Annotated in this window: 18 protein-coding genes; 5 read left to right on the forward strand and 13 right to left on the reverse strand. The window is 61.5% G+C overall.

The annotated features are described in order from the left end of the window. Nucleotides 1-4: 4 nt before the first annotated feature. Nucleotides 5-304, forward strand: a complete 300-nt coding sequence (locus tag ACM530_RS10435) for a helix-turn-helix domain-containing protein (protein WP_242201190.1) — start codon at nt 5-7, stop codon at nt 302-304. Between the two features lie 45 nt (nt 305-349). Here ACM530_RS10435 and ACM530_RS10440 read toward each other — a convergent pair whose 3' ends face one another. The 3 genes from ACM530_RS10440 to phoB form a co-directional block, all read right to left on the reverse strand. Next, nucleotides 350-1690 carry a hemolysin family protein gene (locus ACM530_RS10440; protein WP_010207573.1) on the reverse strand — a complete coding sequence of 447 codons (1341 nt, stop codon included), beginning with the start codon at nt 1688-1690 and terminating at the stop codon, nt 350-352. 259 nt (nt 1691-1949) lie between these two features. Then, nucleotides 1950-3236, reverse strand: a complete 1287-nt coding sequence (gene phoR, locus ACM530_RS10445) for a phosphate regulon sensor histidine kinase PhoR (RefSeq protein WP_256676331.1) — start codon at nt 3234-3236, stop codon at nt 1950-1952. A gap of 82 nt (nt 3237-3318) precedes the next feature. Continuing rightward, nucleotides 3319-4008 (reverse strand): phosphate regulon transcriptional regulator PhoB, encoded by a 690-nt coding sequence (gene phoB / locus ACM530_RS10450; RefSeq protein ID WP_003195617.1) that lies wholly within the window; start codon nt 4006-4008, stop codon nt 3319-3321. Nucleotides 4009-4161: 153 nt separating this feature from the next. Between phoB and ACM530_RS10455 the strand changes: the two genes are divergently transcribed. Beyond that, nucleotides 4162-4542, forward strand: a complete 381-nt coding sequence (locus ACM530_RS10455) for a hypothetical protein (RefSeq protein WP_262206773.1) — start codon at nt 4162-4164, stop codon at nt 4540-4542. A 234-nt stretch (nt 4543-4776) separates the two neighbouring features. Here the strand turns inward: ACM530_RS10455 and ubiA are convergent, their stop codons facing one another. Then, entirely contained in the window at nt 4777-5667 is an 891-nt protein-coding gene (gene ubiA / locus ACM530_RS10460; RefSeq protein WP_416364728.1) for a 4-hydroxybenzoate octaprenyltransferase, read from the reverse strand. Then, nucleotides 5667-6230 (reverse strand): chorismate--pyruvate lyase family protein, encoded by a 564-nt coding sequence (locus tag ACM530_RS10465; RefSeq protein ID WP_416364729.1) that lies wholly within the window; start codon nt 6228-6230, stop codon nt 5667-5669. The genes ubiA and ACM530_RS10465 overlap by 1 nt, the downstream gene beginning before the upstream one ends. Before the next feature lie 195 nt (nt 6231-6425). Between ACM530_RS10465 and ACM530_RS10470 the strand changes: the two genes are divergently transcribed. The 3 genes from ACM530_RS10470 (at nt 6426) to ACM530_RS10480 (ending at nt 8245) form a co-directional block, all read left to right on the forward strand. Beyond that, nucleotides 6426-6593, forward strand: coding sequence for a rubredoxin (locus tag ACM530_RS10470; RefSeq protein WP_003213373.1), 168 nt, complete (start codon nt 6426-6428; stop codon nt 6591-6593). A 36-nt stretch (nt 6594-6629) separates the two neighbouring features. Then, complete coding sequence (locus ACM530_RS10475; RefSeq protein WP_106575895.1) at nt 6630-7778, forward strand: NAD(P)/FAD-dependent oxidoreductase; 1149 nt, start codon at nt 6630-6632, stop codon at nt 7776-7778. 191 nt (nt 7779-7969) lie between these two features. Then, entirely contained in the window at nt 7970-8245 is a 276-nt protein-coding gene (locus tag ACM530_RS10480; protein ID WP_003213368.1) for an HU family DNA-binding protein, read from the forward strand. A gap of 86 nt (nt 8246-8331) precedes the next feature. On the opposite strand, the gene ACM530_RS10485 is transcribed toward ACM530_RS10480, so the two are convergent. The 8 genes from ACM530_RS10485 to tssE form a co-directional block, all read right to left on the reverse strand. Then, nucleotides 8332-8775: a hypothetical protein gene (locus ACM530_RS10485; RefSeq protein ID WP_262206770.1), complete on the reverse strand. Its 444-nt coding sequence runs from the start codon at nt 8773-8775 to the stop codon at nt 8332-8334. Between the two features lie 10 nt (nt 8776-8785). Continuing rightward, nucleotides 8786-13171: an RHS repeat-associated core domain-containing protein gene (locus ACM530_RS10490; protein WP_416364730.1), complete on the reverse strand. Its 4386-nt coding sequence runs from the start codon at nt 13169-13171 to the stop codon at nt 8786-8788. Between the two features lie 12 nt (nt 13172-13183). After that, complete coding sequence (locus ACM530_RS10495; protein WP_416364731.1) at nt 13184-13618, reverse strand: DcrB-related protein; 435 nt, start codon at nt 13616-13618, stop codon at nt 13184-13186. Nucleotides 13619-13633: 15 nt separating this feature from the next. Then, entirely contained in the window at nt 13634-15574 is a 1941-nt protein-coding gene (locus ACM530_RS10500) for a type VI secretion system Vgr family protein (RefSeq protein WP_416364732.1), read from the reverse strand. Between the two features lie 157 nt (nt 15575-15731). After that, nucleotides 15732-18395: a type VI secretion system ATPase TssH gene (gene tssH / locus ACM530_RS10505; RefSeq protein WP_416364733.1), complete on the reverse strand. Its 2664-nt coding sequence runs from the start codon at nt 18393-18395 to the stop codon at nt 15732-15734. Next, nucleotides 18388-19431: a type VI secretion system baseplate subunit TssG gene (tssG, locus tag ACM530_RS10510; RefSeq protein ID WP_119737185.1), complete on the reverse strand. Its 1044-nt coding sequence runs from the start codon at nt 19429-19431 to the stop codon at nt 18388-18390. The genes tssH and tssG overlap by 8 nt, the downstream gene beginning before the upstream one ends. Next, nucleotides 19395-21254 (reverse strand): type VI secretion system baseplate subunit TssF, encoded by a 1860-nt coding sequence (gene tssF / locus ACM530_RS10515; RefSeq protein WP_416364734.1) that lies wholly within the window; start codon nt 21252-21254, stop codon nt 19395-19397. Before tssF ends, tssG begins: the two co-directional genes overlap by 37 nt. Beyond that, nucleotides 21251-21766 (reverse strand): type VI secretion system baseplate subunit TssE, encoded by a 516-nt coding sequence (tssE, locus tag ACM530_RS10520; protein ID WP_242199548.1) that lies wholly within the window; start codon nt 21764-21766, stop codon nt 21251-21253. The genes tssF and tssE overlap by 4 nt, the downstream gene beginning before the upstream one ends. Nucleotides 21767-21786: the final 20 nt, after the last annotated feature.

A 21786-nucleotide genomic window follows, 5' to 3' on the forward strand; every position in this document is an offset into this window, starting at 1 on the left:
GCCTATGACAGACCCAAAGATTCACACCGAACGCTTCAGCAACGTCTGGGATGCTCTGGAGGACACTCCCCAGCAAGCCGCCAATATGCGCCTGCGCTCAAAGTTGCTGCTGGCGTTGTGCAACACCATCCGCAGTTGGGAGCTCTCTCAGAAAGCGGCCGCTGAGCGGCTCAATATCAGCCAGCCTCGGCTCAATGACGTCCTCAATGGCAAGATCGACAAGTTCTCGCTGGACGCGTTGGTCAATTTGTCTGCCGCAGCGCAGTTGGAAGTCGATATCTGCTTCTCCCCGCTGCCGGCCTGATCATCGACGCGGGGACGAGTCGCTCACCCCCCACGCTCTATCTGATCAATCCAGCAACAGCACCTTGGCCAGCACGATCTTCGGCCCTTTCATCTTCTTGATGATGATTCGCAAGCCTTCAACCTCCAGCACTTCTTCCTCTTCCGGCACGCGCTTGAGGGTGTCGTAGATCAGCCCGGCGAGGGTTTCGGCTTCGATGTGGTCCAGGTCGACGCCCAGCAGGCGTTCTACCTTGAACAGCGGCGTGTCGCCACGCACCAGCAGTTTGCCCGGCTGGTAGGCGAGGATGCCGCGCTCGGCCTTGCGGTGTTCGTCCTGGATATCGCCGACCAGCACTTCCAGCACGTCTTCCATGGTCAGGTAGCCGATGATCTTGCCGTCGGCTTCCTCTACCAGAGCAAAGTGCGCGCCGCCTTTGCGGAACTGTTCCAGCAACTGCGACAACGGCATATGGCGCGATACGCGCTCCAGCGGGCGGGTCAGCTCGGCCAGGTTGAACGACTCGGGGATGTGGTCCAGTGCCGCCAGTTCCAGCAGCAAATCCTTGATGTGCAGCAGGCCGACAAACTCATTGCGCACCGCGTCATACACCGGGTAGCGGCTGAATTTGTGGCGGCGGAACAGCGCGAGGATTTCCTTGAGCGGGGCGTTGAAGTCCAGGGTGACCAGGTCTTCGCGAGAGTTGGCCCAGTCCACCACTTCCAGTTCGCCCATTTCCACGGCGGAGGCGAGTACACGCATGCCTTGGTCGCTCGGGTCCTGGCCACGGCTGGAGTGCAGGATCAGCTTGAGTTCTTCACGGCTGTAATGGTGCTCATGGTGCGGGCCAGGCTCGCCTTGGCCGGCAATACGCAAAATCGCGTTTGCGCTGGCGTTGAGCAGGTAAATCGCCGGGTACATCGCCCAGTAGAACAGGTACAACGGCACCGCGGTCCACAGCGACAGCAACTCGGGTTTGCGGATAGCCCAGGATTTAGGGGCCAATTCACCCACCACGATGTGCAGGTAGGAGATCACAAAGAAGGCGGCAAAGAACGACACGCCCTTGATCACTTCCGGCGACTCTACGCCCACCGCGCCCAGCAACGGCTCGAGGATATGCGCAAAAGCCGGCTCACCGACCCAGCCCAGGCCCAGGGAGGCGAGGGTGATGCCCAGCTGGCAGGCCGACAGGTAGGCGTCGAGCTGGCTGTGCACGGTGCGCAGGATCTGCCCGCGCCAGCCGTTCTTGTGGGCGATGGCCTCGACCCGGGTGGCGCGCAGTTTGACCATGGCGAATTCCGCCGCAACGAAGAAACCGTTGAGCAGTACCAGGATCAGTGCAAAAAGAATCATGCCGAAGTCGGCGAAGAGTGTAGCGAGGGTGATGCCAGGGGAAGGGTCCATGATGGGGTTTTGCAGGTTCCGTGTGTTCAATAAGGGGTGACAGAAGTGCCTGAAAGGCAGGCGCAAGTCGGCCAATGTAGCGGCTGACGGGGCGCTTGCCTAGTGCCCGCTGCCGGGCGGGGCCTGCAGGAACGATACAAATCCAATGTGGGAGCTGGCTTGCCTGCGATAGCGGACTGTCAGTTGGGGGTATGTTCAGCTGACCCACCGCCATCGCAGGCAAGCCAGCTCCCACACTTATCTCGGCATCGTTCTCAGGTTATTCATCATTCCCGACCAGCCGCGAACGCGTTACCTGCGTCGGCGGAAAGTGGCAGGTAAACGTGCTGCCATGCCCCAGCACGCTGCTGATTTCCAACCGTGCGCGATGGCGCAACAGCACATGCTTGACGATGGCCAGGCCCAGTCCGGTGCCGCCGGTGTTGGAGTTGCGGCTGGAGTCCACACGGTAGAAACGCTCGGTCAGGCGCGGCAAGTGTTTGGCGTCGATGCCGATGCCGGAGTCCTGCACGCTCAGGTGTGCGCCGTGTTCATCGGCCCACCAGCGAATGCGGATATTGCCCTTGTCCTGGGTGTACTTCACGGCGTTGAACACCAGGTTGGAAAACGCGCTGCGCAACTCGCCCTCGCTGCCTTTGAGCAGCACCAACGGGTCGGCTTCCAGGGTGATCTGCTGCCCGCGTTCGCCGGAAAGCGCCTGGGCGTCATTCTTGATGGTCTGCAACAGGCTCTGCACGGCGACGGGATGGTTGTCCGACGGGTAATCGGTGGCCTCAAGCTTGGCCAGCAACAGCAGGTCGTTGAGCAGCGTCTGCATGCGCGAGCCTTGCTGCTGCATTTGCTGCAGGGCGCGGCTCCAGCGCGGGTTGATCTCGTCGACGTTGTCCAGCAGCGTCTCCAGGTAGCCGCAGATCACCGTCAATGGCGTACGCAGCTCGTGGGAGACGTTGGCAACGAAGTCTTTGCGCATCTGTTCCAGCTGGTGGATGCGGGTCACATCACGCACCAGCATCAGGTGCTCGTTGTTGCCGTAGCGCGTCAGGTACAGCTGGATGCGTACGCGGTCATTGGTGGGCGAGGGGATTTCCAGGGCTTCTTCGTAATTGTCCTGCTCGAAGTACTCCTTGAAGCGCGGGTGACGCACCAGGTTGGTCACCGGCTGGCCGCTGTCCTGGGGCGTCTTGAGGCCCAGCAGGGTTTCGGCGGCGCGGTTCCACCATTCCAGGTTGCCATCGCTGTCGAGCATGATCACCGCGTCCTTGAGCGCGGCGGTGGACTCCTGCACCCGGTCGATCACCGCCTGCAGGCGCCCGCGAACGCGTTGGTCGCGACGTTGCAAGTGGTAGATGCTGTCGAACACCTCGCCCCACAGGCCGTAGCCGTCGGGTGGTGCTTCGTCGGGTTTGTGCTGGCGCAGCCATTCATGCAGGCGCAGCAGCTGTTTGAGGGTCCAGCCCAGGTACAGACCGATGCCGACGGCCAGGCTCCAGCCGTATTGGCCGCTGACCAGGCCGACCACCAGGCAGCCGGTGATCAATAACAGCATGTGGCGAATCAGGGTGCCATGCCAGTTCTGGTTCACTTAAACATGCGTCCTTGTCAGCTGTTAAGGAAAGGGAAGGGCTGGCTCAGCCTTTGGTGGAAAAGCGGTAGCCGGTGCCGCGCACGGTTTGTACCAGATTCTCGTAGGCATCGCCCAAGGCTTTGCGCAGGCGGCGGATATGCACGTCGACGGTGCGCTCTTCCACGTACACGTTGCCTCCCCACACCTGGTCCAGCAGTTGGCCACGGGTGTAGGCGCGTTCCTGGTGGGTCATGAAAAATTGCAGCAGACGGTATTCGGTCGGGCCCATCTCGGCTGGCTTGCCATCGATGGTCACGCGGTGGCTGATCGGGTCCAGAATCAGGCCGTCGACTTCGATCGGCGCTTCGCCATCGGTAGGGCCAGCACGGCGCAGCACGGCCTTCAGGCGGGCAACCAGCTCGCGTGGCGAAAACGGCTTGGTGATGTAGTCATCGGCGCCGACTTCCAGGCCCTGGATCTTGTTGTCCTCTTCGCCTTTGGCGGTGAGCATGATGATCGGGATGTCCCCGGTCAGCTCGTCACGCTTGAGGCGGCGGGCCAGCTCGATGCCGGAGGTGCCGGGCAGCATCCAGTCCAGCAGGATCAGGTCCGGCTTGCGGTCGACGATGATGGCATGGGCCTGCTGGGAATTCTCCGCCTCCAGGCAGTCATAGCCGGCCATTTCCAACGCAACGGCGATCATCTCGCGAATGGGCGCTTCGTCGTCAACGATCAGAATGCTCCTGCCAACCATGCCTAAATCCTCTTGTCATTTAACTGTCTTGCGCCGCATTAGATAACGGAATTATTGCAGTCGTGTGACAGTAATTTAGTCGCTTGGGCAATTCTCGGCACTCTGGACTACCCTTTGGGTCCGAATCCTGACAACCACAAAAGGAAGGTTCCGATGACTCAAACTACTTTTTCTTGGAAAGCCCTGCTGGTAACGGCCGCGTTGACGCTGCCGACACTGGCATTCGCGGCAGACCCTGCGATGACCAAAGACGGCATGTTGGTGGACCACAAGGGCATGACGCTCTACACCTTTGCCAAAGACGCCGATGGCAAGTCCATGTGCAACGACAAGTGCGCCACCAACTGGCCGCCGTTGATGGCCGAATCCACCGACAAGCCAATGGGCAAGTGGACCGTGATCACCCGTGATGACCAAAAAAGCCAATGGGCCTACAGCGGCAAGCCGCTTTACACCTTCGTGATGGACAAAAAGGCCGGTGACATGACCGGTGAAGGCAAAATGGACGGTGCCTGGAAGGTCGCCAAGCCCTGATCGCTTAGCGGCCAGTGAGCTAATTGTGGCGAGCAGGCCTGTTAGGGCTAACAGGCTTGTTATGGTTTGAGGGCTTGTTGTGGCGAGCGGGCTTGCCCCGCGTTGGGCTGCGAAGCAGCCCCAAAACCTGACGCCTCGGTCTTTCTGACGAAACACAGTGGCCCTGAGAGGGGCCGCTGCGCGCCCCAACGCGGGGCAAGCCCGCTCGCCACGACAAGCCCGCTCGCCACAGGGTCAACGGAACGCGTAGTCCGCCACAATCCCGACAAAAATCGCCAACCCGGCCCAGTGGTTGTGCAAAAACGCCTTGAAGCATTTCATGCGGTCCTTGTCGCGGGTGTACCAGAACTCCCAGGCAAAGCAGCCTGCCGCCGCCAGCAACCCCAGGTGGAACCAGCCGCCCAGCTCGAACCGCATACCCGCCAGCACCAGGCAGACCAGCGACAGGCCTTGCAACGTGAGGATGATCACGCGGTCGGCATCGCCGAACAGAATGGCAGTGGATTTGACGCCGATCTTCAAGTCGTCGTCGCGGTCGGTCATCGCGTAATACGTGTCATAGCCCACCGTCCACAACAGGTTGGCGATGTACAGCAGCCATGCCGTGGCAGGCAGGTGACCGGTCTCAGCGGTGAACGCCATCGGCATGCCCCACGAAAATGCCGCGCCCAATACCACCTGCGGGTAGTAGGTATAACGCTTCATGAACGGGTAGCTCGCCGCCAACGCCAGGCCGCCGAGTGACAGCAGGATGGTGGTGGCGTTGGTCAGCAACACCAACAGGAAGCTGATGCCCATCAGCACCGCAAAAAACACCAGCGCCTCTTTGGAACTGATCTTGCCGCTCACCAGTGGGCGTTGTTCGGTGCGTTTCACGTGACCATCGACCTTGCGGTCGGCCCAGTCATTGATCACACAGCCGCCGGCGCGGGTCATCACCACGCCGAGCACGAAAATCACGATATTGAGCAAGGACGGCGAGCCCTTGCCGGCAATCCACAGCGCCCACAGCGTCGGCCACAACAGCAGGTAGATGCCGATGGGCTTGTCCATGCGGGTCAATTGAATGAAATCCCAGGCCCTGGGGTTCAGGTGGTTCAGGGACTTGAGCAGACGTTGATACATCAGCAGTTCTCCGCACGGTCATGCAACGCCTGCCAGAAGCGCGGCAGGAAAATTTCCGCCACCAGCACGCTCAGCTGCCCGCGATCAAAGCGCGAGCGGCGTCCCCACAACCCGTCGGCCTGGTCCGCAGTCGGCAGCCATTGCCGTGGGTAGTGGCACACCTCGATGGCCTGGCGGGTGAAGGCGTGGTCGCAAAACAGCAACTCGCCCAGCGAACGGCTGCCCAGTTCGTCCATGTGCAACCCGTCGCCTTGCAAGGCACTGCGCGCCGCCACGCTACGCGCGAACACCCACGGCTGACCATGGCCGCGCAGATACACCTCGCGCACCCAACCGACAGTGGCCGGGGCCAGGCTCAGCGCCGTGCATTCATCGTCGCGCAACGGCTGCCAGCCTTCGAACAGCGGCGTCACGCTGAAGCCATCGTCGGACAGCCCCGTCAGCCGCCGCGTCAGCGAGCCTTCGTCGAACAGCCAGTCAAGGGTCAAGGGCGCGGGCAGTGGGCTCAGGAGGCTCTGGGTCAGCCATTGGCAAGCATCGGGAGGGGCGATTGAGTGCGGCACGGTGAGTCAGTATTGGCAGCAAAAGAGGCGGCGAGCTTACCATGGCATCCTGAGCTTTTGCCGGGCTGAACCGGCCGTTTGCGCCGAACATGCTTGCATCTGCCGGCTCCGATCAGTACAAAACGCCCTGAGCCGCACGGCAACGTTGGTCTATCGACCGTCGGCCAAGATGCCTGGACCCTGAGGAAGCAAGTAATGAAGAAGTGGCAATGTGTAGTCTGCGGCCTGATCTATGACGAAAAAGACGGCTGGCCGGATGACGGTATCGCACCGGGCACCCTGTGGCAGGACGTTCCGGAAGACTGGCTGTGCCCGGACTGCGGCGTGGGCAAAATGGATTTCGAAATGATCGAAATCGGTTAATCATCGATTTTTGAAACGTACTTCAAGGAGAAAGGAATGAACGCACCTGTCGTGATCATCGGCACAGGATTGGCCGGTTACAACGTGGCCCGGGAGTTTCGCAAGCTCGACAGCGAGACCCCGTTGCTGCTGATCACCGCAGATGACGGGCGCTCCTACTCCAAGCCCATGCTCTCCACCGGCTTTGGCAAGAACAAGGAAGCCGACGGCCTGAGCATGGCCGAACCGGGCGCCATGGCCGAGCAACTCAAGGCCGAAGTGCGCACCCACACCCGCATCAGCGGCATCGACCCGGGCCACAAACGCCTGTGGATCGGCGAGGAAGCGGTGATCTACCGCGACCTGATCCTGGCCTGGGGCGCAGAAACCGTGCGTGTCCCGGTTGAAGGCGACGCGGCTGAGCTGATTTTCCCCATCAACGACCTCGAAGATTACGCGCGCTTTCGCGCCGCCGCCGCCGGCAAACGCCGCGTGCTGCTGCTGGGCGCCGGCCTGATTGGCTGTGAGTTCGCCAACGACCTGATTCTCGGCGGCTACGAAATCGACCTGGTGGCGCCGTGCGAGCAGGTCATGCCGACCCTGCTGCACCCGGCGGCAGCCGCCGCCGTGCAAGCCGGGCTGGAAGGCCTCGGCGCGCGTTTCCACCTGGGCCCGGTGCTCAATCGCCTGCAGCGCACGGCTGATGGCCTGGAAGCGCACCTGTCCGACGGTGAAGTGATTCACTGCGACCTGGTGGTTTCGGCCATCGGCCTGCGCCCACGGGTGGACCTGGCTGCCGCCGCCGGCCTGCAAATCAACCGTGGAATCATGGTCGACCGCCACCTCAAGACTTCCCACGCCAACATCTACGCGCTGGGCGACTGCGCCGAGGTCGATGGCCTGAACCTGCTTTATGTGATGCCGCTGATGAGCTGCGCCCGCGCCCTGGCCCAGACCCTGGCCGGCAACGCCACGGCCGTGAGCTACGGGCCGATGCCGATCACCGTGAAAACCCCGATCTGCCCGCTGGTGGTTTCCCCACCGCCACGCGGCACCGAAGGCGTGTGGAGCGTCGAAGGGCAGGGCGCCGACATCAAGGCCTTGTGCCGCGACGCCAGCGGCCGCCTGCTCGGCTACGCCCTGACCGGCAGCGCCGTGATGGAAAAACTGGCCCTGAACAAAGAACTTCCGCCGTTACTGGCGTAAATACCGGTCGTTCTGTCGGAATCAGCACGTTCTTACCTCTATAAAGGTCGCCGCGAGACTGGCGGAGCGTGCGAGGGCATGCCATCCTCACTCCCGTCTGCCGCAGAGTAGAGCCTGCGGCGCCTTGGGCGCTGCTCCACGAGAGAGCAGCACGGACATAACAACAAAAAACCGTCAAAGAGGCTTCACTTATGCGTAAACCAGAACTCGCAGCCGCCATCGCTGAAAAAGCGGATCTCACCAAAGAACAGGCCAACCGCGTACTCAACGCCGTTCTCGAAGAAATCACCGGCGCCCTGCATCGCAAGGACAGCGTCACCCTGGTTGGCTTCGGCACCTTCCTGCAACGCCACCGCGGCGCCCGCACCGGCAAAAACCCGCAAACCGGTGAGCCAGTGAAAATCAAGGCCAGCAACACCGTTGCGTTCAAGCCGGGCAAGTCGCTTAAAGACAGCGTCAACCCGTAATCGCGGGACCGTCTGAAGGGAGGCGGGATGGGAAAAAATGGGCACGCCGACTGGGTTGGGTGCCCATTTTTTGTGGGGACGAGCAATCAATGCTTCTTTTTCTTTTCATCCAGATAGAAATTCAAATATTTCTTTGGTCTTTCTTGAAAGGCGCGTGCCTTACCGAATTTATAAGCTTCATCAAAGTATTTATACGCCTCGGCACTTCTTCCCAGTTCGAGAGATACCATCCCCACATTAATTAATGGACCAGTATCTATATCCGACTCTCGGCCCTCAAGAGTCTTTTGAGCCCATGGCTCGGCTGCGTTGAACTCGCCATTTTCGAAGTGAAGGTTGAAGAGGGAGCCAGTGACCCAAGACGATAAGGGGGTCCACTCAAGCTTTGGTTCCGGCAGTAAACTCCATGCCTTTTGGTATAGGGTGTGCGCTTCAGTTTTACGGTTTTGTTCATCGAGATCGTTGCCTGCCGCCATAGTGGCCATGATCTCATCTGCCAGTGTTGGATTCTCGTCCGCCAAATCTTTCATACAATAATCCTTAATAATATTTAGGTTTTTCTGCGGGGCCGATAAAGTCACCGGGGTCTTTGTACCTGTCAGTCAGCAGCGCGCCTTTGGATCGGTTGTGGGAATAATATTCCAGCTCGTAGTTATCAGGGTCACGCATCCAACCCCGTACTTCTTTTGTTTTAGCTCCGTGATAACCGCCTTTGCTGTTCCAATACTTAACGGCGTCGGTTTTATGAGCCATATCCGCGTCTTTGATCGAATACCATTTTTTATCAGTACTCTGGAACCGCATGTTTTTTCCGGAGCCAATTATTTTGCCTTCAGCTCTCATCCTAGCAATTACGGCTTTTCCTGTGCGGCTGCCTTTACCTGGTGTTCTACCCACTGAGTTCAGGCGGCAGGACAACCCTAGTGGGTCGTTCCAACCGAACGGGTTGAGCGCGTACGCGTAGAAATTCAATCCTCCGTTTAACCCAATCGGATCCGGCGTCGTAAACCGCCCCACATCCGGATCATAAAACCTGAACGTATTGAAATGCAGCCCCGTCTCCCGGTCCAGATACTGCCCCTGAAACCGTAGATTTTGTTCCTCGATGTAATAAGGCTCGCGCGCCTCTTCCAGCGTGCTGCCCCACACCCGGTAAGTCGCCTGCCAGACGCTGTGTCCGTCAGCTTCGGTCAGTTGCTCCGGCAACCCGTTCAGGTCGTTGTGGTAATAACGAATTTTCTGCAACGGCCCGGCACCGTCGACGCGAGCCAAAGGTTGGTAGCCTTCATCTTCATAAACGTAAAGGCTCGTCTGACTGTGCTTGTGCTCCTGCAACAACCGCAGCCCATCCCACATGAACCGGGTTTCCCCCAACGGATACCCATCGCTGCCATGCTCGGTTTTTTCAACCCGTCGCCCCAGCGGGTCATACGCCATCCTGACCACGCTGCCGCTTTCATTACGCACTTCAACCAACCGGCTTTCTGCGTCATACACAAACCGCTGCACGCCGCGCTTGGCGCTGCGCTTCTCGATCATCCGTCCAAACGCATCGTAGCGATAACGCTTGTCCTGATAGGTCAGCAGCTTGTTATGCACCACTAACCCGGCGCCCGTCTGCGGGCCGTCGAGCAGGTTGGCGGCGGCGTCGTAGGCGAAGGTTTCGCGCTGGCCGTGCAGGCTGTCTTGGCTGGCGATGATGCGGCCGGTGGCGTCGTAGTGCAGCAGTTGACGGTGTTGTGCCGCGGGTTGCTGGTCGAGTTTGCCGATCAGGTTGTCGGCGGGGTCGTATTCGAACTGCTTTTGCGTCGCCGCAGGCATCAGCGATGGCTGGCTGTTAAGGCGGCGTTGGCGTGAGCGCAGGCGGCCGCTGCGGTCGTATTCGCTGCGGGTGCTGAGCTGGCCTTGGGTGCGCAGCACTTCTCGGTGCAGGCGGTCGCGTTCGAAGTCGCTGATGACCTGGCCGTCGAGGTTGATCTGGTGCAGGTGGCCGCTGCCGTAGTACAGGCGATTGAGCCAGCGCCCGTCCGGCAGTTGGGTCTGGATCAGGTTGCCGAGTTCGTCGTAGTGATGTTGCAGCTTGCCGCCGTCACTTTGTTCGGCAAGCAACTGGCCGACAGCGTCGTAGGCGAAACCCAACGCCTGGGCATTGCCTTGCAGATCAGTGAAGGTGACCGCCGTGAGCTGATCCACCGCATCGTAGCTGTACTCAGTGCGGCCATCGTCGGTGGTCTTGGCGACCAGTCGGCCGACCGCATCACGCTCCAGCCGATGAACGATGGGCGCTGGCGGCGTTTCGGGGACCACCGCCAAGCCATTGCCATAAGGCGCTGGAACGGCAGTCACCGCTGTGATGTTGTCCAGCCGGTCGTAGTCGTAGCGCTTGGCGCTGCCGTCGAGGTCTTGCTGTTCCGCCAGCCGATCGCCGGCATCCCACGCAAACCGATAGCTTTCACCGTTTTCATTGACCAACGCTTGCAGACGCCCGTAGCTGTCGTAGCCGAACTGCACCTGGCGACCATGGGCGTCGGTGCGCTGGCGTACCTGGCCTCGCCGGTTGTGTTGATAGAGCGTGGTGTGCCCGGCGGGATCTGTATAGCCCACCAACTGCCCGCTGGCATCGCGCTGGAAATGTTCGGTGCGGCCGTCCGGTAATTGGCTGCTGAGCAAACGGCCCTGGGCGTCGTAGCTGAACTGCGTGCGTTCACCCAAGGCATCAGTGATGACCTGCAAATAGCCACGGTCGTCGTAGCTGAAACGCGTCGGGTAGCCCGAGCAGTCGATATGCTCGACCAACTGCCCAAACGGGTTCCAGCGCAGTTGTTTGCTTTTGCCAGTGGCATCGATGATTTCCACTGGCTGGCCGTGCGCGTCATAGCGGTAACGGGTGATATAGCCCAGCGGATCGGTCTCGGCGATGCAGTTACCGCGTGGGTCGTAGCGATACTGCCAACTGTTGTCGGCGGCGTCGGTTTCCACCAGCGGCAATGCCCAATGTTCCAGCCACAAGGTCGAATCACTGCGGCCCAGCGGGTCGGTTTCGCCGATCAGGTTGCCGCTCTCGTCGTAGTTGTAGGCATAACGCCCGGCCTGTGGGTCGGTAGCGCTGAGCAACTGACGTTCGTCATTCCACTCAAACAGCCAAGTCTGGCCGAGGTTGTCGCTGTACTGAATGATCTGGTGCTGAGTGTTCCAGTACCGCGTACTCACACGCTGCAGGCCGTCGGTGATGCGCGTAAGACCGGCCTGCAGGTCATAGTCGAACTGGTAAGAGTCGCCCTCATCGGTCCAATGCCTAACCACGCGCCATTCCAGGCCTTCAACCAGTGCCCACTCATAGAAACAGCGCAATCCGGTGGGCAATTGATGTTCCACCATTCGGCGCCCGGCATCGTAGACGAAGCGCCGCTGGACTTGATCTGTTGCATCACGCACTTGCGCGAGATTGCCCGCCGCGTCGTAGCCGTAGCTCACGAGCACTTCGCGACGTTGATCCGGGTAGAGGCGCTCAATATGAGCTACATGACCCTGATCACGGATCAGCTCAACCTGAACCAGATCGAACGTGTCGCGCAGGCGTACCAGACGTCCGGCTTCGTCATAGTCGATATAGATGCGGTTGTCGTTACGATCACCCAGTTGGGTCAGACGCAGTCGCGACGGGTCTGCTGGAGCAGCTTCGAACAAGCGGTACACGCCGTCGTCACTTTCGATCAGCAACTGCCCATTCAGGTGTCGCCGTACCGCGAGCCCTTCACCGGCACTGAATACTGCGCCGCCCAACGGAATCGAACCCATGTCGATGGGCCGGCCCTGTTCATCGGTGTAGACCAGCGTTTCGCCGCCCTCGGGATGCGGCTGAATGTCGACGCACACTTCGTAGGCCACGCTCCAACCGGTACCGAACAGGCTACCTTGGCGTTCGTCGCGGCTGTTGTAAAAGCGCTGCCAACCGATCGGCAAAATGCCCGGCAGCACGAAATCCAGTTCCTCGACATCGCCCAGTACCTTTGCGCCCGTCGCAGCATGCACCGGGTTCGACGAGCCCATCGCGGCGTTGGCCGCAGCGCCCATTGCGCTGCTGATGGCCATCGACGTCGCGCCGCTGACCAACATGCACGGTAACTTGCTGAGGAACTTGCCCTTGCCACCCTTGAGCATCAACAGTGCCGTGACCGCCAGCCCGACGCCTGGCGTTTTGCCGCTGCGAATTTCACGCACCACCACCGAACCGCCACCAATGGTCACGTTGGAGGAAATCAGCCCCGACGACACCACCGTCGCATCGCAGGTGCTGCGATCACCACTGCGCACGGCAGGTTGACCATTGACCGTAACCTTTTCCGAACCCTCGGCCAGAAACTGCGGCGGCATTGGCGGGTGCTTCATGCACACCACCAGGTCCAGCGGCTTCGGCACAGCACCCGGCGCAGGTGTGGCGACGGTAGGGCGCCACATCTGCGAGAAGAACCCCTCGGCCATGTCCAGGTAGCTGGGCTCCGGCTCAGGTTTGGTTTCTTCCAGCTCGGTACCGGCCGGGGTGACATGGGAGCTGATCGCCCCAGCCGCGCGGGCGGCGGGAATGTTGTTGGTCAGCGTATTGGTGGAACCGGTGAGAATATTCGCCTGCACCGTGGGCGGAAACAGGGCGTTACTGAAAGCATCGCATATCTTGGTCAGCCCTTTGTCCGCGCCACTTTTGCTCATGGCCAGGCCAACAATCGTGCCCACCACCGCACCCAGCAGGAAGCAGCCGAGGCCGCCGGTGGCCACGGTGATACCGGTGGCCGCAACCACGGCAGCCGTTGCCACGGCAGTGATCGCGATATTGGCCGCCACTTCCAGCACACCGCCGAGGATGTCCGCCATCATCGAAGTGTGGGACAGCGCATCGCCCATTCGGGCCGCCCATAACGCGTCAGACATGCAGGTTGCTCATCAAGAAATAGCGTCGAACGACAGCGAATTTTTAATCGTCGCCCAATGCGCCGCTTCCGCATCACCAAGCGTGTCAGCCTTCACATAACTCAAGGCGAGCATCTTGCGCGTACCCGGCAGCACCAGCGCCAGCTGGTACTGGAACACCTTGTCATTGCCCTTGTTGAACTGGCTGCGCAGCTCGATGCCTTCCACCTCTTGGGCGGCGCCCAAACGCACGGTCACGCTCGGTTGGCAGCGCAAGTCCTGCACCTGTTTTTCCAGGCGCTTGAGCTGGTCATCGAAGTTGCTGTGCAGGGTCTCGCCTTCGGTGAGAAAGCTGCGGCTGATGATCAATGACGTGCCCAGTTCAGGGAACTTGAGGATATTGATCGACGCGTCCTGAAGCTCGGCGGCCGGCAGTTGGAACTGGAATTCGTTGATTCGGTACGTCATGGCAAACAGGTCTCGTCAGGAGCTTTTAGGCGCGGGGAATGCGGCGTTGATATTGGCGTCGATGCTGGCTTTCATGCCCTGGCCATCGGGCGTCGCGCCGGGGCCGCCGCCGTTGTTCAGGTGCAGCACGCCGCCGGTATTGAATTCGGCATCGCCGCTGGCGTGGAAGCTGATATTGACGCCGCTCAGGTTGATCTGCCCGCTGGCGTTCAACTCCAGGATGCTTTTGCCGCAGACCAGGCGCAGGTTTTCGCCCACTTCAATCACGTAGCTCTGACTGATGCTGTCGGTCTTTCTCAGGCCCACCGAAAGGATGTCTTCGTGCTTGACGATGCGCACACGGTTATTCCCAATCGTCACCGTCTCGTTATGCCCAATGCTCTTATTGCGGTCATGCCCCACCGAGTGGCTTTCATCCACCTCCACCACGATGTCCTGATTGCGCTCGGCATGGATGTACAACTGCTCCAGCCCCTTCTTGTCCTCCATGCGGATTTCATTGAAGTTGGCTGGTGTGCCGCCCTTGCTCGAACGGCTTTTCATGCCGCTCTGGGTGGCGTTTTCCGGCAGGTCGTAAGGCACCGTTTGCTCGGCGTTGTACACCCGGCCGGTGATGATCGGCCGGTCCGGGTCACCTTCCAGGAAGCTCACAATCACTTCCTGGCCGATGCGCGGGATCTGCATCGAGCCCCAGTTTTTCCCGGCCCAGGATTGCGACACGCGAATCCAGCACGAGCTGTTCTCGTTGGATTGGTCGTGGCGGTCCCAGTAGAAGTGCACCTTCACGCGGCCGTATTGGTCGGTCCAGATTTCCTCGCCTTTGGGGCCGACCACCAAGGCGGTCTGCGGGCCTTTGACGATGGGCCTGTGGGTGTTCGCCAGCGGGCGGAAGCTTTGCTGGGCGTCGATGCACGTGAGGCTGCTTTCGAATTGCGCCGAACCCGAGCCGCCACCGCTTTCCAGGCTTTCCTGGACGATGTAATAGCGACAGCCAACGATCAGGTATTCGCGGTTCTGGTCCTGGCGGCTGAAGCCGGTGAGGCTGAACAGGTGGCCTGAGCCGAGGCCACGCGCATTGCCGCTGAACTCGATCTGTTCATGCAAGGTTTGCAGGGCTTCGATGCGAGTGCGCGCATAGTGCTCGCCGTCTTCGCTTTGCACATAGGTGCCGGGGTAGTCGTACAGCGGGTAGTCGCCGGCGGTGTGCGGGCGTGGCATCGCCGAGCGTACGTCGATGCTGGCGCTGGGGCGCTGGAAGTCGTAGTCATTGAGCTCCAGCGAGCCCGGTTGCACTTCGTGCGCCAGGTGCCAGTTGTGCATGTGGTCGCGTTCGCGCTGCTGCTCGTCCTTGGGGTAATACGGAATCGACGCGTAGCCCGGCACCGTGGTGTGGGCGCCATAGGCGTCGGCCAGCACCAGCACATGGCGGTCCGGTTCATGGCGGAAGAAGTAGTAGATGCCTTCCTGTTCCATCATGCGGCTGACGAAATCGAAGCTGGTCTCGCGGTACTGCACGCAGTACTCCCACTCGCGGTACGGCCGGCTCAGGGCGTCTTCGAAGTCGGAAAAACCCAGGTCGCGAAACACCTGCTTGATGATCTGCGGGATGCTCAGGTTCTGGAAAATCCGGCAGTCCGAGGTGCGGCTGAGCAACCAGAACCACGGGCGCAGCGTCACCTGATAACTGGCGAACTGGCCTTGGTCGATGTTCTGGCTGCACCGCGCGACGATGCCGTGGAAGTGCCGCTCGCCACCGTCTGCCAGTTGCAGGCCCACGCTCATCGGCTTGCCCAGCAACTGGTTGAGGTCGATGTTGGCGTCCAGCGAGGTCAGTTGCAGCTCATAGTTGAACAGCCGCCCCAGCTCTTCGCCGCCGCCCATTTCATTGAGCAGCAGCACATCCGGCCCCAGAGGGCTGGTGACTTTGGCCAGGCGTGAGGCTTGGTTGAATAGCATCGGTTAACCCGTAAATTGCCTAGTAACTGAAGAAACCAGCTCTAAATGTGGGAGGGGGCTTGCCCCCGATAGCAGTGTGTCAGTTGATGCATGCAGTGACTGATTCACCGCCATCGGGGGCAAGCCCCCTCCCACATTTGGACTGCATCTCGTCAGATCAATCGGCGTCGCTGAAGTCGTAGTGCAATTCATTATCCCGGGTGCTGATACGCACACCCGCCAGCGCCTTGCCTTCGAGCATGCGCGTGAGGAATTCACGGCTCATGTCCGGCAGCAGGCTGTTGGTCAGGATGGTGTCGATCATGCGCCCGCCGCTTTCGGTTTCGGTGCAGCGCGAGACGATCAAATCGACCACCGCGTCGTCGTAGTCGAAGGCGACTTTGTGCGTTGTCTCCACACGCTTTTTGATGCGGTTGAGTTGCAGGCGGGTAATTGCCTTGAGCATCTCGTCGCTTAGCGGGTAGTAAGGAATCGTCACCAAACGGCCGAGCAGTGCCGGCGGGAAAATTTCCAGCAATGGCTGGCGCAACGCCTTGGCGATTTCTTCCGGCTCGGGAACATTCGCCGGGTCTTTGCACACCTGAGAAATCAACTCGGTGCCGGCGTTGGTCGTCAGCAGAATCAGGGTGTTCTTGAAGTCGATCACGCGGCCTTCGCCGTCCTCCATCACGCCCTTGTCGAACACCTGGAAGAAAATCTCGTGCACGTCCGGGTGGGCTTTTTCCACCTCGTCCAGCAGCACCACGCTGTAGGGTTTGCGCCGTACCGCTTCGGTCAGCACACCGCCTTCGCCGTAGCCGATATAGCCCGGTGGCGCGCCCTTGAGCGTCGACACGGTGTGGGCTTCCTGGAACTCGCTCATGTTGATGGTGATGACGTTCTGCTCGCCGCCGTACATGGCTTCAGCCAGCGCCAGCGCGGTTTCGGTCTTGCCCACACCCGAGGTGCCGGCGAGCATGAACACGCCAATCGGCTTGCTCGGGTTGTCGAGGCCGGCGCGGGACGTCTGGATGCGCTTGGCGATCATCTGCAGGGCGTGGTCCTGGCCGATGATGCGTTTTTTCAAGTGCTGGTCGAGGTTGAGCACCGTCTCCAGTTCGTTGCGCGCCATGCGGCCCACCGGGATGCCGGTCCAGTCGGCGACCACCGAGGCCACGGCCTGGTAATCCACGGTCGGCAGGATCAGCGGGGTTTCGCCTTGCAGGGCGGTGAGGCGTTGTTGCAGGTCCACAAGCTGTGCGCGCAACTCATCGTTGCCGCTGTCCACAACACCGGCTTTCTCGCGCAGGGTTGCACGGGTGGCGAGCAGCTCATCGACCAGGGTTTTCTCTTCGGCCCAGCGGCTTTCCAGGGTTTCCAGGCGTTCACGTTCGGCACTCAGCAAGGCTTCGCTGTTGCTCTGGCGTGCGCCGATGGCGATGCCGATGGCATGCTCGCGGGCGATGATTTGCAGCTCGGTTTCCAGCGCTTCGATGCGACGGCGGCTGTCGTCGACTTCGGCCGGCACGGCGTGCAGGCTGATGGCGACGCGGGCGCAGGCGGTGTCCAGCAAGCTCACGGATTTATCCGGCAGCTGGCGCGCCGGAATGTAGCGGTGCGACAGCTTCACCGAAGCTTCCAGGGCTTCATCGAGGATCTGCACCTGGTGGTGTTTCTCCATGGTCGAGGCCACGCCGCGCATCATCAGCAGCGCCTTGTCTTCCGACGGCTCAGCCACTTGCACCACTTGGAAACGGCGGGTCAGGGCCGGGTCTTTTTCGATGTGTTTTTTGTACTCGGCCCAGGTCGTGGCGGCCACGGTACGCAAGGTGCCACGGGCGAGGGCTGGCTTGAGCAAGTTGGCGGCGTCACCGGTCCCCGCGGCGCCACCGGCACCGACCAACGTGTGGGCTTCGTCGATGAACAGGATGATCGGCTTGGGCGAGGCCTGGACGTCTTCGATGACCTGGCGCAGGCGCTGTTCGAACTCGCCTTTCATGCTGGCGCCGGCTTGCAGCAGGCCCACGTCGAGGCTGCGCAGCTCCACGTCTTTGAGCGCGGGCGGCACGTCACCGGCGACGATGCGCAGGGCAAAACCTTCAACCACGGCGGTCTTGCCCACACCGGCTTCGCCAGTGAGGATCGGGTTGTTCTGGCGACGGCGCATGAGGATATCCACCAGTTGGCGGATCTCTTCATCGCGCCCGACGATAGGGTCGAGCTTGCCGCTGCGCGCCTGTTCGGTCAGGTCCACGGTAAAACGCTTGAGGGCTTCCTGCTTGCCCATCGCGCTCGGTGCCATGGCGCCGCTGGCTTCGCCGGGTACCGCGCCGGCGTTGAAACCGTCGCTGGCACTCAACGCATTTTCGGGCGAGTCGCCGACGTATTCGTCGAAGCGTTCGCTCAGTGCTTCAGCTTTGATTTTGTCGAACTCGGAAGACAAACCCAGCAGCGCGTGGCGCAGGCTCGGGGTCTTGAGAATGCCGAGCACCAGGTAACCGGTGCGCACCTGGCTTTCGCCGAACATCAGGCTGCCATAGACCCAGCCGCGTTCCACGGCTTCTTCCACATGGGACGACAGGTCGGTGATCGACGTCGAGCCCCGTGGCAGGCGGTCCAGCGCTTCGGTCAGGTCTCGGGCCAGGCGCGCCGGCTCCACGTTGAACTGACGGATGATGCGGTGCAGGTCCGAGTCCTGCAGCTGCAGCAACTGGTGAAACCAGTGGGCCAGTTCCACGTACGGGTTGCCCCGCAGTTTGCAGAACACAGTGGCGGCTTCGATGGCCTTGTAGGCCACGCTGTTGAGTTTGCCGAACAGTGCGGCGCGACTGATTTCACCCATGCTCTGGATTCCTTGAGGTGGTGGCGTGGTCGGCGTAATGCCGAGCCAGGATTAGGTCGTTGGCGTCATGCTCGGGTCGGCCGAGCCAGGTGTTGAAGCCCAGGCGGAACTGGCCATTGAGCTGCAGCGCCGGTACTTCGGGTTGTTGCAAAACCAGGTTCAGGTCCCAGTCCAGTTCATGGCCCAGGTACTCGGCCACCCACGCCACCAGCTCATTGAACGGCTGGCTGCCGGGCAGCATGCCCATGTAGTCATCCAGCGTGAGCGGGCCGAGGCGGATGCGGAATTTATGCTGGCGGTCCCACACGTGGCTGCCCAGGCAGAAGTCCACGCCCAGTTGGTTGGCGCTGACACTCACGCGGCTGCGCTCGGGCAATTCCAGCCATTGGCCGACGTATTCTTCGATCTCCACCGGCAGGCCGAAATACTCGCTCAGAATCGCCTTCAGGCCATCCGGGTAGCGGGTTTGCGCTGACAGGTGGCCGCTGTAATGCAGCTTCGCGGTGTCAGGAATCAGCCCCTGATTGAGCAGGCTCGGCATGCCCCGGCCACTCAGCGCCGCCAGGCGTGCGGACCAGTAATCATCGTCCGGGCGGTCGTGGCTGACTGTCGGCCGCGCCTCGGCCCAGGCCCGGTAAAACAAGCTGAGCAGCCGATGGTGGAACACGTCCAAAAACTGTTTGCTGGTGCTGTCGGCGTTGTTGCGCTGACGTTCGCGCACGTACTCGGTGATGTGCAGCGGCAACGGGCCGTTGGGGCCGCCGAGGCCGAAGAAGAACTGCTCCAGCCGCGCCGGTTTGCCGTCGCCACCGGGATCGACCGAGGCCAAAGTGGCCGGGGCGAAGGTGCAATCGGCCTGTTGCCCCAGGCGCAACGGGTCATCCGCCAGGCGCAGGGAATGGCCCAGGCGCGGCAGCTGCGGCGATTCGCACTCGATACGCCGCAGCGCCTGGAAGAAATCGTATTCCCAGGGCTCCTGATGCATCGCATCCAGTGTGTTCACAGGGTCGGACGCCGCCCGGGCTTGGCTTTCCATCGCATGATCTCGCGGCGTTCGGTGGTACGGATCACCGTCTCGGTAAAACTGTTGATCGACACGTAACGTGCCAGAAAGCGCTCCAGCACCGCACCGAGCAGAAACACACCGGTACCGCGAAACGCGTTTTCATCGAACTCCAGGGTAATTTCCAACCCGCGGCCAAACACAATCGGGCCAGGCATCGGCAGGCGCCGGGTCACGGCTTTGCTGCTGACTTCGCGCAGGCCTTCGATCTGCAATTGCAGCGCCGCGTCGTTGCTGTCGCCATACAGGCGCAGCAGTTCACGCAAGGCGCCGGCGCCCTGGCCCTGTTCGCTCAGCGACAGGTAATTGAGCGACAACTGGCTGATCAGGCGCCAGGCCTTGGCGTCATGCGCGTGGCTGGCGCGTGGGCGGCTCGGGCCCGCGACGCAGCGCACCGACAACACGGGCGCGCTGTCGGCCAAGGTGAAGTCGGTCTTGCCGTTGCCCACGCTCATGAACAACGGCAGATCGCGGTTAGTGCACAGCGCGGTCACGCCGAGTTGGCGCAGGTCGTGGCGGTAGGGCGCTTGCTGGCTGTCGACCAGGCTGACAAAGGTTTCGCTGCCCACGTAGGTAGAGCGTGGGCCGTTGCGGCGCTGGTCGCTGGACAACACGCGCGGCTCGCGGCGCAGCGTGTAGTAAGCCTGATCGCGACCATAGCGTGACGGGTCGCGCACCGCGTAGAACGGCAGGAACGGCTGCTCCGGCCCGGTGCCGTGGCCGGTGATGCCGCTCAGCGAGTGAATCTCGAAATCCATTGGCCGCGTGCGGTCGGCAATCACGTGGTGTTCGTTGACGCGGTCAGACAAATGAATACGGTCCACGCGTTTGGGGAACAGGTTGATCGCCGGCGTGCAGAACGGCATGAACTGCGCCGCGCCAACACTGCCTTCCAGGCTCGGCTCGTGGCGGTCGAACAGCACGATCAGTTCCAGCTCCTGGCCGTCGCAGCGTTTGACCGCGCGGCTCAGTTCGGCGAATTCGACGAACAGGAAGCGGTGGGGCAGGGCGAAGTATTCCTGTAACAGCCGATAGCCCTGGAATGCGCGGGCCACCACCGGCATGGCCGCGTCGGCGTCGTCAAAGCCGCGCGAACGCAACGCGTCCTGCGGCAGCCGCTCGACCCAATCACCGCCGGGTTTGCGCGCAAACACCGCGCAGGCGTTGCCCAGCAGTTGTTCGTAGAGGCGAAACGGCTGCTCATCGGCGCCGCTGAGGTACAGCGGCAGGCTGTCGAGGTCGAGGCTGTTGAAGGGTAATTCAGCGCCGGTGCGCAGGGTCAGGCGCAAACCGGCCTTGGCCTTCGGCTCGCTGGCGGCCAGGCGACCGAGCACGGCGGCGGGGTTGCCGAAGTACTCGGCGCCGCTGACCTGCAACGGCCACAGCGTCACCGGGTGCGCGGTGCGGTACTCGCAGCAGGTCTGGGTTTCGCGGCCCAGCGCAGCACGCAACACGGTGTCGCGCGGCAGCGGGAAGCCGCTGGCCAGCGAGCCTTCATCCGGGTCGGTCTGCAATTGCACCACGGTCATCGACGGCGTCGGCGCCAGGTAGTGCGGGTAGGCGATTTCCAGCAGGTTGTGGGTGAACGTCGGGTACTCGGCGTCGAGCTTGAGCTGCACGCGGGCGGTGAGGTAGGCAAAACCTTCGAGCAGGCGTTCGACGTACGGGTCGGCGCAGTCCATACCGGACAGGGTCAGCCGACTGGCGATCTTCGGGTATTCCTTGGCGAACTCGGCGGCGCTTTCGCGCACGTGGTGCAGTTCCTGGTTGTACAGCTCCAGCAGGCGCGGGTTCATGGGCGCCTCCGCTGGTCGGCATTCACCACGCGCACATGGCCGGATTCCAGGTCGAGGTCAGTTTGCAGCAGCAGGCGCAATGGCACCGGTTGCGCCCACAGGTCGCCTTCGATCTCGAAGCTCAGCGCGTTGTGGTTCATCTCGCCGTGGCCGATGCGGGCTTTGACGCGCAACGTGTGGCGCAGAATACGCGGCTCAAAGGTGGCGATGGCCTGGTAGATCAGCGCTTCCAGTGCCTTGATGTCCACGCTGGACACGCTGTTGCCCGCCAGTGCCGGCAGGCCGTAATTGACCACCGACGTACCGGCCGGGGTATGCAGCGTTGCATCGGCGTCCAGCAACGACGTGGTGTTGAGCAGCCACGCCAGGTCGCGCAGCACCGAGGCTTTCAATTGGGTCAGGGACAGCACGCGTTTGTCGGCGCTTTCCTTGGGATTGGTTGGGTCGTCGTCGGTCAACCGGTCCAGCAGGGACGGTTGCAGACGGTCGCGGGAAGCGATTTCAGTTACCACCAAAGCAGCTCCACGGACGG

Origin of the sequence: Pseudomonas sp. NFX183 (assembly GCF_047943075.1) — a bacterium.
In the GTDB taxonomy this organism is placed as follows: Bacteria; Pseudomonadota; Gammaproteobacteria; order Pseudomonadales; family Pseudomonadaceae; genus Aquipseudomonas.